Consider the following 14,296-nt stretch of genomic DNA (forward strand, 5'->3'; position numbering starts at 1 on the left):
TGTCATCAAAAAACCTTATCCGAACCGTATTGCTTCCTCGTAGCGTGGGTGGATTTACGCGGTGCTGTATTAGTAAAATTGCTGTCACTTTGGTTGAAAGCTAGATACCATTAGATTCGGCGTGTTTACTGTTCGGGAGTGCCAAAATGTCTAAACAGCTGGGTCAAAAAATCGCACCTACACCTATATCAAATGATATCAATGTGGTGGATTTGATTGATCAATACTTTACCGCTTACAACTCAGCGCGGTTGCGGGAAATCTGCCAACTACTGAGTCGTGATGTGCTAACGGAAGGTGTTACGGTGGGAGTTAGCCTTTCCGGTGCGATGACGCCAGCAGGATTCGGGGTTTCAGCGCTTGCACCCTTAATTCGCAACGGCTTTATTGATTGGATGATTAGCACTGGTGCAAATCTTTACCACGATATGCACTACGGTTTGGGTTTTGAACTTTTTGCTGGTAATCCGTTTTTGGATGATGTGAAACTGCGCCAGGAAGGCACTATTCGCATTTATGATATTATCTTTGGTTACGATGTGCTACTAGAAACTGATGCATTCATCCGCAAGATTCTGCAAGGGGAAGCGTTTCAGAAGCGGATGGGAACTGCTGAGTTTCACTATTTACTGGGTAAGTATGTTCGAGAAGTAGAAAAGCAACTGGGTGTACAGCATTCCTGCTTGCTTGCTACAGCTTATGAGTATGGCGTGCCTATATATACGTCTTCTCCAGGAGATAGTTCAATTGGGATGAACGTGGCGGCTTTGGCTTTGGAAGGTTCGCAGTTGGTATTAGATCCATCAATTGACGTAAATGAAACGGCTGCGATCGCATATAATGCCCGTGAATCTGGAGGTAAAAGTGCGGCTGTAATTCTGGGTGGCGGTAGTCCCAAAAACTTTTTGCTCCAAACCCAACCGCAACTTCACGAAGTATTGGGGCTAGAAGAACGAGGACACGATTACTTTGTGCAGTTTACCGATGCGCGTCCAGATACAGGCGGTTTGTCTGGAGCAACCCCATCGGAAGCTGTCAGTTGGGGTAAGATTGACCCGGAAGAGTTACCTAACACTATTGTTTGTTATACCGATAGCACGATCGCTCTACCACTGGTAACAGCATACGTCTTGAACAAATGCCAGCCTCGTCCCCTGAAGCGTGTGTACGACAGGCGAGAAGCTATTTTGGATAAACTGCAAAAAGACTATCTAGCAGCCAAAACCCAACCATCTGATCAGGTTCCAGCAGCAGTGGCTGACAGTGCCCAAAAGCAAACAGCGACTTATCCTTGTGGGCGGTTGATTCCGAATATGTAGGGAGTGGGGAGTGGGGAGTGGGGAGTAGGGAGTGGGGAAGAAGCAGGGGAGAAAAATTTTCCCCTCTGCAAGAGCAACACCCCGCCCCTCTGCCCCTCATCTCTTGCGTCCAATCAACAAATAAGTGGTCATTTTCCCTTTGCCTTGAACTTCGATTTCGCCCCGCTTTTCAAATAAAAATTCATCACACAAAGACTTATAAGTATCTTCTGTAACTTGGATTTTACCAACAATACCTTGGGATTCCATGCATCTAGCGATGTTTACCGTGTTTCCCCAGAGATCATAAGTAAATTTGTTGAAGTCAATTACTCCTGCGACTACGGAACCGCGATGGATACCGATACGGATGCTGAAGTTTTGGTTATTCTCAGTATTAAATAGAGCGATCGCAGTTTGCATCTGGAGTGCAATTTGAGCGATCGCTTGAGCATGATCCCGGCGGCGTGTGGGCAAACCACCAATTACTATATAAGCATCGCCAATGGTTTTGATTCTTTGTAAACCATGTTGTTTGGTGAGGCGATCAAAAGTTGAGAAAATCGAGTTGAGTAAGTTTACCAGTTGAATTGCACTTATAGAAGCAGCAATTTCGCTAAAGCCGACAATATCTGCAAATAGAACTGTGACATCAGCAACGTCTTCGACAATGTTAGCTTCTTCTTTCAAGGGTTTGGAGATTGCTGCTGGCAAACTATTTAGCAATAAACGTTCGGTTTCTTCCTGCTGATGGCGCAGCGCTTCTTCTGCTGTTAGTCGCTGGGTGACAGTGCGAAAAATGCCGCGAGTCGCAACTGGATAACCTTCGACAAATTTACAGTTAATATTACCTTCTAGAAAGATTGTTTGACCGTCTTTAGTAACAAATGCAGCTTTGACTTGCCCGATCTTTTCTCCTGACAGCACCCGATAAAACCTTTGCAAACAGTCTTGTTTAAACTCTAAATGTATAATATCAAAAATGTTCATATTCACAATTTCAGCTTCGCTATATCCCAAAGCTTCTCGCCATGCACGATTGACATACAAAAAACGACCATAGGCATTGACGCATAGAATCAAATCATTAGCATTTTCAAATAAATCTCGATATCGTTCTTCACTTTCTACAAGAGCATCTTCTGCTTGTTTGCGTTTGATAAACTGGGCGATTTGACTACCAATAGAACCCACCATTTGCAATAATTCTTTATCCTTTGGTTGTACATCCCGGCTAAAGAAAACCATTACTCCTAAGATTTCACTATCGTCTAAGATGGGGAAGCCAAAAGCTGCGTGCAATCCAGCCTCAGCAGCAGGTTGCGATCGCCTTTGGTCTCCATCTTCTGTGATATCTTGAATCCACAGGGGCAAACGTCTGATCCAAATTCGACCAGGTAAGCCAACACCGGGTGTATAGGTAGTTTGCCAGGTGATTGCTTTAAACTCTCGCGCCGAAATTACTCGACTTGACCAAATTTCTACACACCTTAGTACTGCATTGAGGCTATGTTCCTGTACCGAAGTGCCAATATATTGACTTGGTGTCCAAAGTTCGCCTAAATCCCATCCCAAGTTTTGACAAATCGACTGCAAAATTTGTGGAATTACCTGTTTTACAGTTTGGGATTCTGATAATATACGAGTGATAGCATACTGGGCACTTGTACGTTGTTCCCGTTGCTGCCGAGCAGTAATATCCCGACCAATGTAGACAATCTCTTCTAATCCTTTTATTGTTTTCGGAATTACTGAACAAGAAAAAGCAATCAACCGCTTTTCTCTAGTCTTGGTTCGGCAAACTACCTCTAAATTCTGAAGATTTTTCTGAAAAAAAGAATGCTGGTGAATGGCTTCTATTAAGACTTGCTCATCATCAATTATCAGTGATATTGGTTTATTAATTAATTCTTCTTCACTAAAACCAAATAATTCTTGAGCTGCACGATTTACTTTTTTTATTCTCCCTAAATTACTGGTTATAAACAAAGCATCTGCCATTGCAGTAATTACTTGATCCATGTAGTTTTTGTATTAAATTAAAGCAGAGGAACAGAGAAAATTTCAAGGTATAGTATAGAAACCTTTTAATTTGGTTGCTCAAAATTAAGTAAGTGAGCGTAAATAACATGTATTCTACCTTTTGGAGGATTGACAATTGAATATAATTCTGATTTTTGTTAGCAGATTATACTTAATAGCGCGGTTTATAAACGGTCGCCATTTTAACAAAACCACTTCTCTGCAATCCAGCTCTGAGTAAAGCTGAAAGTTATTTAAAGTTATAGCGCTTCTGGGTTGAGTCTAATAGACCTAACCCCCAGACGTTTTCCTCCTAGCGTTGGGGAGTAAGATGTATATAAATGAAAAGTGCTATATTGTTATGCACTTTATTAAATTATCAGATATTACAAAGCTTTGCCAATTCAAAAAGTAAACTTTTATTAGATGCAAAATTGCATTGCGATCGCCTAAAATTTAATCTTGAGAAAGTCAGTAATTTATAAAGTTAGTCAAAACCCAATGAATCACGAGCGTCCTAATACTCTCAAAGCTGCACGATCAATTTTGTAATGTTGAAGCGTTAGAGGGTGCAGACATGATAAGTTCCTTGGGAAAAGCTCCGACAGACAGAAAATTATGACTGTAAAAATCACGGAAAGTATTACTAGAATCACACGTCAATACATAATGATTCAATAGTTCCCAAAACCGCGATCGCACTTCCTCCCCCGATATACTCCCCCTTTTTGGGAAATCAACCCCATGAATATGGGAAGAAGAACCGTTATCATTAAAACAAACTGATAAAACTTGGAATAATAATAGTAGCTAAGAATAATATTAAAAAAACTATGAACAGCTACGAAATTAAATCAGAATTTGGCGATCGCTATTCCCAAGCTAGCACCTACCACGGTTTAGGAACGCTTGCAGAAGCAGAAGAAAATTACGCAGATATATATTGAGTATAAAAATGAATATTGGGGGGCGATCGCACGGGAGGCGTTAGAGAAATTACCAAAGTGATAGAGTGATAGCATTTAACAGGGGCGCGACCAGATCATACTCATTAGGTAGGTGTAGCAAGTTGGTACAATGGCATTGTCAGCCAAAACAATCGCATTGTCAGCCAAAACAATCGCATTGTTAGTCGAAACAATCGCATTGTCAGTCGAAACAATCGCATTGTCAGTCGAAACAATCGTATTGTTAGTCGAAACAATCAAATTGCAAGAGGTTGCATTGAGATAACACGGCGATGCAAATACTCAACGGCAAGACAGCACTTATTGGCAAGTAGCGCGATCGCATCAATATAATAGCGCTTGTGTGTTGAGTCCAATACAGACCTAACCCCCAACCCCTTCCCTACAAAGGAAGGGGAGTAAGATTTAAAGCCTCTCTCCTAAAAGGAGAGAGGAATGGAAGTGAGGTCAAAGTATATGCCAAAACTACGTCAAAATTTAAATAAACGCGATCGCACTTACCGACAATGCAGATTACCCAAAGTCTCCATACAGCAATTCTCGTGACTGACTTAGAACGCTCCGAACAGTTTTATGGCAAAGTATTAGGATTATCCAAAATAGATCGTTCCCTGAAATACGCTGGTGCATGGTATCAAGTCGGCAACTATCAAATTCACCTGATAGTTGCACCTACTGCCCCCACTGAAAACCCAAACGAAAAATGGGGACGCAACCCCCACGTCGCTTTCTCAGTCGCTAACTTGGACGCCGCTAAACAAGAGTTGCTCAATCATAATTATCCCATTCAACCCAGCGCCTCAGGCCGCCCTGCTTTGTTTACTCAAGATCCAGATGGGAATATTGTTGAGTTGAGTCAGCAATGAAAGGGAGTGGGGAGTGGGGAGTGGGGAGTAGGGGAAGCAGGGGAAGAAGAACTATTTATTGATTATTGACAAATGACAAATGACCAATGACAAATGACCAATGACTAATGACCAATGAAAATAATTGCCTACTCTTACACCAATCCTCTACTAGAATCTGCTCTCGATCAAGCCGATTGGGGATGGGAGGTGGATCGGGTTTATGAAGATTTGGGCAAGCCAGAGTCTTCTGGACACGCTACGCGAACGCAATTACAACAATTATTTACCGATTGCGAAACTGAACCAGCAGATTATCTCTTGATTCGTCGGTTGGAAGAATTAGGGGATACTGTAGAGGAAATTAGCGATCGCTTACATAAACTCGAAGTAATGGGAGTAGCAATAATTGCCACAGAACAACCCTATACTTCCGAAAATTACCCTCTGGGCGCTGACTTGCTGAATTTGCTACACGCAATCCAACGTCAGCAACGTAGCCGTCGCATCCGTCAAGGACACGCCCGTAATCGTCTCGATGTTGCACCGCCACCCGGCAAAGTTCCCTACGGCTATCGCAGAGGTAAGGGAAAATATACCATTGATCGCAGTACTTCACCAGTAGTCAAAGATTTTTTTGAACACTTTTTACTCTATGGTTCCCTGCGGGGTTCAGTTCGTTACTTGGCGAAAAAATACGGCAAAAAAATCTCTGTCACCACAGGAAGACGCTGGCTAACTAATCCAGTTTATCGCGGCAATACAGCTTACCAAAATGGTGAAATTATCTCCAATACCCATATTCCGATAATTTCTAAAGAAGAAGCTGCCCAAGTTGACCGACTTTTACGCCGTAACAGCCGTTTACCATCTCGAACTGCTAGTGCGCCACGTTCTTTAGCTGGGTTGGTTGTCTGTGCTGAGTGTCAGTCACACATGACAGTTACTCGTGTCACCCAACGCAACCAAGATAAGGAGTATCTTTATTTACGTTCTAATAGCTGTCCTCAACGCCCTAAGTGTAAGGCTATTCCCTACCAAGAGGTTTTAGAACATACAATTGAAACGGTTTGCCGTGACTTACCCTTAGCTGTAGCGGGGATGAATTTTCCTCAGTTAGATGCAGTGAAGAATAGTTTAGGACAAGCGATCGCTCGTCAGCAAGAAATACTTGCTCAGTTACCTGCTTTAATCGAAACTGGAATTTTAGATGTTGAAACAGCAAAGTTAAGGGCTTACAAACTCCGCACAGAAATTTCTGCACTCGAAGCAAAGTTGGCGACTCTTCCCCCAGTTAACTTGCGTTCTGTTGCCCAAGCTGTTTCCATACCACAATTTTGGTTAGACTTGTCGGAAACAGAGCGACGATTTTACTTTCGAGAATTTATCAGACAAATTGACATTACTCTTCAAAATAAAGAATTAAAACTCCGAGTTATTTTTATTTTTTAATTGAATGGAAACGCTATTTCTGAGGTGGTTGATCCTTAGTATACGCAACAGGTTTCGGCCCTGCATTTCGCACATTGACAACTTTATTTAGGATATCAAACCAAAAAGGCGCACCCATCGCAATAGCCAAACCACTCACTATCCAACCGCAAATTAATTTGAAAACCTGCGAAGCTCTGATATAAATCCTATTCGATTCTGTACGATCTAATAACTCAAACTGTTGATTAATATTTTGCCATCCAATGGGTACAGAAGCATTTCCTAATAGCTTTTCAATCTCTTTTCTGGCTTCTTGATCATTAATATAATCGATTTTTTGACTTGCACTTTGAGTAATAGTAGAGCGGATAACCGAATCCTGCGACAGCCTTTTAACAAGGTGAAATGTATCAGTATTTGTTAAGAAGGCAACTAATATTCCAATTAAAATAGCAACTCCTTTGGCATTCCGCTTATAAACACCACTAGCTCGATCCATAGAGCGATCAAACCATGTTTCGACTTCATTTTTAAACTGATTTATTTCTTCCGTGAGGTCGCCAACCTTTATCCGACTACGTTGGGCAATCACACCAAGACTCTTGATTAAATTGTCAGGTACTTCATTAGGTATCTCATCATTAACAAAATCTATAAATTTTTGGTCAATATCTCCATAAATTTCTTTAATTTTCTGGTAACTTGCACTCGTTGGATTATTAATACCTTTTTTAAGTTCTTTGTAAGATGCTAATATCATGTGCAAGTTGGTTTTAACTTCTTCACTAGGATGTTTCACATAATTAATTAACTGGGGAATTTTTAATGTATCTAATAAAGTAATCGCAAATGTTTCAGAAGGAAGATAGGAAGGGCCACTTTGTTTTTCTAGTATTTGTTTGTCAGGGTTTTTAGTAATTTCCCGAAAATGCTTTTCTACCTTACCCTTAGCTTGCTGATTCAATGTATTAATCAAAGGATCGTCATAAAGTTTCCGTACCAACTTTATTGCATTAATAATATCTGATTTTCCACTTTCACTACCACCTGCTAAAAGTAATTCAATTGAACTTTTTAAATGTTTAACTCTCCATTGTAATAATGTGGCGATTATTTCCTGGATTTCCGAAGCTAGCAAGCTCAAAATCAAGTAAATAAAAACTAAGCCAAGAGTAATATCTACAACTACAGGTAAATTCATTGACAGTCTCCAATAATCTTTTAGCTGTTTATTGTTATAAAAAGTGCTTAATAAAATTGTATAACATAGATATTGCAATTGAATAGTTGCTTAATTAAATTTAAAACAATAATGTTTACTTATTTAGATAATCTTATTTAACAATAATTTTTGATGATTAATTATTAACTTGTTTTTTAGTTAACAGATAATTATCTTTTTCGTAGAATTACTATTAAAATAAATCACATATATAGGAATCATATTTGATTTCTGAAAAAATCTCGGTAGTCTTGTAATGGACTGTCATGGCTAAAATGATTGCAAAAAAATTGTAGGTTGGGTGGAGGCTTTGCGTAACCCAACATCCTGATATATGTTGGGTTGCGCTCCGCTCCACCCAACCTACGTCTAATGCACTATTTTGCGTAGACAGTCCACTACGTGCATTTCAAAAATCAAATACTAGTCCTATAGTATTGAATTAGTGTAGTAATAACTCACTAATTTTCTGAAACTAACCAGATAAAAATTAAGTAGATAAAAGTTAAAACAAGGTCACATACAAAATAAAATACAAGTTGATTTACGGACTATATAATAGGTAATAAATAATTTATTGCATGTATTATTTTTATCATTTATAGGCTGAAATGTGATTTAAATAACCAATATAAGTTTTTCAAAAAATAGCGCTAATTAGAAAAAATTGAGTTAATCTTGGAAACTAGCAATTGTTAATAACATACGTTGTTACTGGGTGACAACATTGGAGATTCGCTAGATGTCTCTATGTAATCAAACCAGAAAGTAAAATGATTAACATAGAATATGCAAGAAGGAAGCTTTATTTGGAGTCATCTAGAAAAACAGCATCGCACCGTTGACAAATGGATTGATTGGGTATGGCTAATGGTGTTGCTGGTGGCAGCAGTGTTACTGTTTAGCATCAATCTGGGAGGATTGCCACTGCGAGATTGGGATGAAGGGACTGTGGCACAGGTTGCTCGTGAAATTTGGCACGCTCCAGCAGGTTCAATGCGTTGGCTTTACCCAACGTTAGGAGGCGAACCATATCATAACAAGCCGCCTTTAATGCATTTGTTAATAGCTTGGGCTTATTCTCTAGGAGGCGAAAATGAGTTGACAACGCGCCTGCCTGGAGCAATTTTAACAGCCACATCTGTACCTTTACTGTATTGCATTGCTAGAGAGATATTTCGCCAACGTTGGGCTGCTATTTATAGCGCCTTGATTTATCTAACAATGCTACCTGTGGTGCGTCATGGGCGGTTGGCAATGTTGGATGGGGCGATGGTAAGTTTTTTGATGGTGATGATGTTGTGCGTGTTGCGATCGCGCCGGGATTTACGTTATTGCCTTGGTGTTGGTGTTAGTTTTGGGTTGATTTGCCTGACTCAAGGATTGCTAGGTGTATTACTAGGTGCGATCGCGATCGTCTTTCTGTTTTGGGATACGCCACGACTGCTCACTTGTTACTATCTGTGGATAGCAATCTTAATTGGCATTCTGCCTGTAGCTGCTTGGTATGGTGCCCAACTAGTTGAATATGGTTACACTTTTGCCCAAGTCGGGCTTGTAAACCCATCACTAGGCCGAATTGGCTCATTTGTAGAGGGTAATCCTGAACCACCTTGGTACTATGTTATTGAACTTCTCAAATACACATGGCCGTGGCTATTATTCTTACCGCAAACTGTCCGCTTAACCTGGGAAAATCGCAACCTTAGTTGGGCAAAATTAGTAATGGCGTGGAGTGGTGTTTATCTGCTGGTAATTTCTTTCATGATTACCAAAGTACCCTGGTATTTATTCCCGATTTACCCTAGTTTAGCTTTAGCTTTTGGTATCCAATTATCAGATACAGAAAATTCGCCTTTACTTTCATCTTATCCCCGTGCTTGGGTCGCTGGTTTGGCGATACTTGCTGTAGCCGCTTCTGCTGGTAGCATTTATTTTAGTTGGGGTACAACACCAAAAACAGACTTACAACTGATTTTTGCAGCAGTAGCTTTAACTATGACCTTAGCAGCTATTTTGGCAGAACGAGGAGACGGGCAATTTCTGAAGATTTTGTTTTGGGGAAGTTATATTTCGTTGCTACTGTTAATGAAATCTAACTACTGGGTTTGGGAATTATCTGAAGCTTATCCAGTTAAACCAGTCGCCGCGATGATCGTGCGGGCAAATCCAGCTACGAGGAAGATTTACACATCTTTTCCCTATCATCGTCCCTCGTTGGATTTTTATAGCGATCGCACCATCATTCCCGCTTCTGTTGGCGAACTAGAATATTATTGGCACTACAACGGGCAACCCTACTTTCTCCTTCATGCATCTGCTTTCAACAATCTCCAACTAGAGTCAATGAAGCTAGTTGATCAAGCTGAAGGCTGGAAGTTAGTTACAAAAGATACTAATCGTCTGTAAGTTTAGGGCATTGGGCAAGTGGGCATGGGGCAGTGGTTATTAAATATTAACGTGAGTTCGACAAGTCTTATTTGACCTCTCCCCCAGCCCCTCTCCGACACGGAGAGGGGAGCAAAAAGCTTAATTTTTCGTTGCTCCTCCCTTTCCGTTTCGGAGAGGGAGGCAGTCCGGGAGAGGTTCATCGAACTCACGTTAAATATTAGACCTCTTGCAAAAGTCTATCCCCTTTTCCACATCCCGTGAAAAGTCAGGTTGAGCAACCAATACGCTTGGGTTAAGCCAGAAAAATAAATTTGCGTAGGTTGGGGAGCCACTGCGCCCTTGCGGTTTCCCGACTTGAAGCATGTGGCGTTTGAGGAACGAAACCCAACATTTTCGGGCATTTGTTGGGTAACACTAAAGTTCAACCCAACCTACAATTATCCTTAACCCAAGCGTATTGGTTGAGCAACAGCATTTGCTTGTTGAGCAACAGCATTTGCTTGTTGAGCGACAGCATTTGCTTGTTGAGCGACAGCATTTGCTTGTTGAGCGACAGCATTTGCTTGTTGAGCGACAGCATTTGCTTGTTGAGCGACAGCATTTGCTTGTTGAGCAACAGCATTTGCTTGTTGAGCAACAGCATTTGCTTGTTGAGCAACAGCATTTGCTTGTTGAGCAACAGCATTTGCTTGTTGAGTAACAGCATTTGCTTGTTGAGCGCTCGCATTTGCTTGTTGAGCGACAGCATTTGCTTGTTGAGCGACAGCATTTGCTTGTTGAGTAACAGCATTTGCTTGTTTGGAAGTAGGTACGGTACTCTCTCTTTTTTCCAACGTCATCAACAATTGGTCTGACAAGCTTAATTTACCTGGTCGTCCCGCAGGGTAGGACACAAAGAAAGAAGTTAAAAGGGTTTGGCGCAGCCTCACAAAGAAATGGTATTAGTAACTACCTCTGCTGTCTCTTTCGACGGAACGATAGGAATTATCTCGAATTCAACAAGATCCTGCCAGTGGAATATCCACTCCTGAAATAAACGTATATCGTCACATTCCATCAGTTGAAAGCAACGATCAAAATTGACCTCAACCCAGCTATCTAAATACTTCAAACCTTCAGGCATCATGCGCCCTTTCTCTTGAAATCGGCGGTATATCTCTTTAGCCTTGCCATCCTTAAATCGCTCGACCACCATAAATAACATCTTGTCTTCTTCCTCACACTGTAACTAACACGATCTAAGAGGTTGTTTGAAAAGTGTTTCGCTGTGACTTTAGGCACTTTTAGATCCCCCCTAACCCACGCCAGTCGCTCCACTTGGGGAGACCCCAAGACCGCGCTGGCTCCCCTTAAAAAGGGGGGAACCGGAATCAAAGTCCCCCTTAAAAAGGGGGATTTAGGGGGATCTAAAACTTTTGATACCGACAATAGGACTTTTCAAACATCCTCTAAGGAATCATCGCTACCTTAATTACCTGTCGCGCCTTCATCTCACAAAATACCTGTTCTAAATCTTTTAATGGCCGTTGTTCACTAATAAGTAACTCAAAGGGAATTTTGCGACTAGCGATCAGTGCAAGCGCCTCCTGCACATACTTTGGTGTATTATGGAACACGCCTTTGATGGTCAGTTCGCTGTAGTGTAGCTGTTCTGTGTTGACAGTAATGCTGGTATCCCGTGGGCATCCACCGAATAAGTTGACTGTTGCACCAGGACGGGCGCAGGCGATGGCAGTTTCCCAAACACTTGGTACACCAGTTGCTTCAATCACTACATCTGCGCCCCATCCTTGGGTAAGTTCTTTCACTACACTGGGAATATCCGGGATTTGATGATAATTAAAAGTCTGGGCTGCACCCAATTTCTGACCAATTTCTAGCCTGTGGTTATTACCTCCCCATAGCAACACCTCAGATTTCTCACTCAATGCCGCCACAAACATCAGCCCGATCGCCCCATCTCCTAAGACGACTACTTGATCTTTGGATTTGACATTAGAACGGGCTACACCATGCAACACACAAGCTAAGGGTTCCGTCATCGCTGCCAATTCCCACGGCAACTCATCGGGAATCTGCAATAAATTATGCTCTACTATCGGTGCGGGAATTTTCAGGTATTCCGCAAAAGTTCCATTATTCCATGTCAGATTCGGACATAATGAATACTCTTGGCGTTGACAAAAAAAGCATTTTATGCAGGGTGCAGAATTATTAGCGACGATGCGATCGCCTAATTGCCAATTTGTAACACCTGCACCCAAAGCAACAATTCGCCCAGCCGCTTCGTGACCAAACAGGGTTGGCGGTATCAACATCCTGGCATGACCACCACGCCGCCAGACTTTCAAATCTGTACCACAAGTTGTTGCTGCGCCCACTTGGATCACAACTTCGCCAGCCGCCGGAGTAGGGTCAGGAACTTCCTCTAGGCGTAAATTTTCTTGCCCATAAAGTAACGCTGCTAACAAAGCTTTAAACCTATCAATTAGCTCCATCCGATTTTATCAGTTGAAGCTATGTTGATAGGTTTAAAGTAAATTAGTCTTGATTTCTAGTCAGCTTTTATTAATCTAAAAATGGCGAAAAACTAGGTATTCACTGCTGGCTGGGGAACCACTCCGGTGTTCCGGGTTTCCACATTAGGCAAGCGAGTAGCAGTTAATAGCGGTACTTCTTGTCGGCACGACAGGCAAAACCAATATAGTTCACCATGTCGGGCATGGCGCAGGAGGGAACCACCGCAGCATGGGCAGGTGTTGGCTCTCGTACTCATACCAATGTCCTCCTTAAAAAAATTTGTTGTTTAAGCTGGATAAAAAAACAGTTGATTAAAAGTGGACGTTAGCTGCATGAATGCGACCATTCGATTCTATGCGGTCTTTAATAATTTGTCTGTAAACAGCTTCATATCCGTTAACCATTTGGCTAACGCTAAAGTTGTTTTCTACATGTTTGCGACAGGTTTGACGGTTGAGTTCTAAAGCTAGTGGAATCATTGCCGCCATTTCTGCATAGCTTTTACAGATAAAACCTGTTTTACCGTGGGCAATCACTTCAGGTACTGAGCCGAAATTCATGGCAATTACTGGTGTACCAGTTGCCATTGATTCAATCATTACTAAGCCAAAAGGTTCTTGCCAGCTAATGGGGAAGAGAGTTATCGCAGCATTGCCCAGAAGTTCAGTTTTTTGGGCGTGGTTGATTTCGCCTAGATATTCAATTTGCTGACCATCTATGAGGGGGGCAATCTCTTGTTCAAAAAACTTAGAGTCTTGGACATCAACCTTTCCTGCCATCTTCAAGCGCCAACCACTCTGTTTAGCAATGGCGATCGCATGTTGTGGCCCTTTCTCTGGCGAGAAACGACCTAAAAATGTCAAATACGGAGGTTCTGACGGTTGGGCTACGAATGGATAATCTGCTAGCTCAATTCCGTTATAAACCGTGTCAATATAATTGAGATCGATTTGACGCTGCGAGTTACTAATGCTGACATAAGGTTGCTTTTTGTGGTAGCTAAATGCTTTACGCTTATCCGTTGTAAAATCATTGTGCAGAGTATGCACTGTAGAAGTTGCTGTTATCAAACTCGCTAAAGGTAATGCCGAAATCCCTACATGAGAATGGATAATATCGAATTGGGCAGCACTCTGATAAACTTGGCTTAGTTCCAGCATTTCGTACACTGCATACTCTTTGATATTTGGATCTAAGCGCAATGCCCGTGGATAAACTGCTTCTAAATGAGCCAAAGTTTGGGAATCGCCAGAGGCAAATAAAGTTACCTTATGACCGCGACGAACAAGTTCATCAGTCAAGCGACTCACTACCAGTTCTATTCCTCCATAATTGGGAGGTGGAACCCTTTCCCATAAGGGGGCAACTTGAGCGATTTTCATAAGTTTTTTTGGTTCAGTCTATGAAATTGTCCTCAATATAATGAGTTGCATCATTATTGTATGAGGAAAGAGCATTTGTACTTACTATTTTGACATTTAAATTAACCTAACAAGCTACGAAAAGCGCAATAGTGGTTAACCGTGCTATAAATTTTTTACCGACAAATCTAACGGACTATCGGCTAAACTCAACTCTGAGCTATATTTCTAACTT

The 14,296-nt window shown here is 41.5% G+C and carries 12 protein-coding genes; 5 read left to right on the forward strand and 7 right to left on the reverse strand.

Going from position 1 to position 14,296, the window contains the following annotated elements; genetic code table 11:
- Positions 1-146: 146 nt before the first annotated feature.
- Positions 147-1,319 carry a homospermidine biosynthesis protein gene (locus LC653_RS30275; RefSeq protein WP_229498339.1) on the forward strand — a complete coding sequence of 391 codons (1,173 nt, stop codon included), beginning with the start codon at positions 147-149 and terminating at the stop codon, positions 1,317-1,319.
- 96 nt (positions 1,320-1,415) lie between these two features.
- On the opposite strand, the gene LC653_RS30280 is transcribed toward LC653_RS30275, so the two are convergent.
- A complete protein-coding gene (locus LC653_RS30280) occupies positions 1,416-3,320 on the reverse strand; it encodes an adenylate/guanylate cyclase domain-containing protein (RefSeq protein WP_308189166.1) in 1,905 nt (634 codons plus the stop codon).
- A gap of 1,077 nt (positions 3,321-4,397) precedes the next feature.
- Between LC653_RS30280 and LC653_RS30285 the strand changes: the two genes are divergently transcribed.
- The 3 genes from LC653_RS30285 (at position 4,398) to LC653_RS30295 (ending at position 6,585) form a co-directional block, all read left to right on the forward strand.
- Positions 4,398-4,553 (forward strand): hypothetical protein, encoded by a 156-nt coding sequence (locus tag LC653_RS30285; RefSeq protein WP_229498340.1) that lies wholly within the window; start codon positions 4,398-4,400, stop codon positions 4,551-4,553.
- Between the two features lie 241 nt (positions 4,554-4,794).
- On the forward strand, positions 4,795-5,154 hold the full coding sequence (locus LC653_RS30290; RefSeq protein WP_229498341.1) for a VOC family protein: 360 nt from the start codon (positions 4,795-4,797) through the stop codon (positions 5,152-5,154).
- 114 nt (positions 5,155-5,268) lie between these two features.
- Positions 5,269-6,585 carry a recombinase family protein gene (locus LC653_RS30295; RefSeq protein WP_229498342.1) on the forward strand — a complete coding sequence of 439 codons (1,317 nt, stop codon included), beginning with the start codon at positions 5,269-5,271 and terminating at the stop codon, positions 6,583-6,585.
- Between the two features lie 13 nt (positions 6,586-6,598).
- Here the strand turns inward: LC653_RS30295 and LC653_RS30300 are convergent, their stop codons facing one another.
- Positions 6,599-7,768, reverse strand: coding sequence for a prominin family protein (locus tag LC653_RS30300; protein ID WP_229498343.1), 1,170 nt, complete (start codon positions 7,766-7,768; stop codon positions 6,599-6,601).
- An 810-nt stretch (positions 7,769-8,578) separates the two neighbouring features.
- Here LC653_RS30300 and LC653_RS30305 point away from each other — a divergent pair.
- Positions 8,579-10,198 carry an ArnT family glycosyltransferase gene (locus LC653_RS30305; RefSeq protein WP_229498344.1) on the forward strand — a complete coding sequence of 540 codons (1,620 nt, stop codon included), beginning with the start codon at positions 8,579-8,581 and terminating at the stop codon, positions 10,196-10,198.
- A 425-nt stretch (positions 10,199-10,623) separates the two neighbouring features.
- Here LC653_RS30305 and LC653_RS30310 read toward each other — a convergent pair whose 3' ends face one another.
- The 5 genes from LC653_RS30310 to LC653_RS30330 all read right to left on the reverse strand — a co-directional run bounded on the left by LC653_RS30310 (position 10,624) and on the right by LC653_RS30330 (position 14,082).
- Positions 10,624-11,073, reverse strand: coding sequence for a hypothetical protein (locus LC653_RS30310; RefSeq protein ID WP_229498345.1), 450 nt, complete (start codon positions 11,071-11,073; stop codon positions 10,624-10,626).
- 32 nt (positions 11,074-11,105) lie between these two features.
- On the reverse strand, positions 11,106-11,375 hold the full coding sequence (locus LC653_RS30315; protein WP_229498346.1) for a DUF3303 domain-containing protein: 270 nt from the start codon (positions 11,373-11,375) through the stop codon (positions 11,106-11,108).
- Between the two features lie 253 nt (positions 11,376-11,628).
- On the reverse strand, positions 11,629-12,651 hold the full coding sequence (locus tag LC653_RS30320) for a zinc-dependent alcohol dehydrogenase (RefSeq protein WP_229498362.1): 1,023 nt from the start codon (positions 12,649-12,651) through the stop codon (positions 11,629-11,631).
- Between the two features lie 119 nt (positions 12,652-12,770).
- On the reverse strand, positions 12,771-12,956 hold the full coding sequence (locus tag LC653_RS30325; protein ID WP_104909358.1) for a hypothetical protein: 186 nt from the start codon (positions 12,954-12,956) through the stop codon (positions 12,771-12,773).
- Between the two features lie 55 nt (positions 12,957-13,011).
- Positions 13,012-14,082, reverse strand: coding sequence for a glycosyltransferase family 4 protein (locus LC653_RS30330; RefSeq protein WP_229498347.1), 1,071 nt, complete (start codon positions 14,080-14,082; stop codon positions 13,012-13,014).
- Between the last annotated feature and the right edge of the window lie 214 nt (positions 14,083-14,296).

This window comes from Nostoc mirabile CHAB5784 (genome assembly GCF_020829645.1).
GTDB classification, from domain to species: domain Bacteria; phylum Cyanobacteriota; class Cyanobacteriia; order Cyanobacteriales; family Nostocaceae; genus Nostoc; species Nostoc mirabile.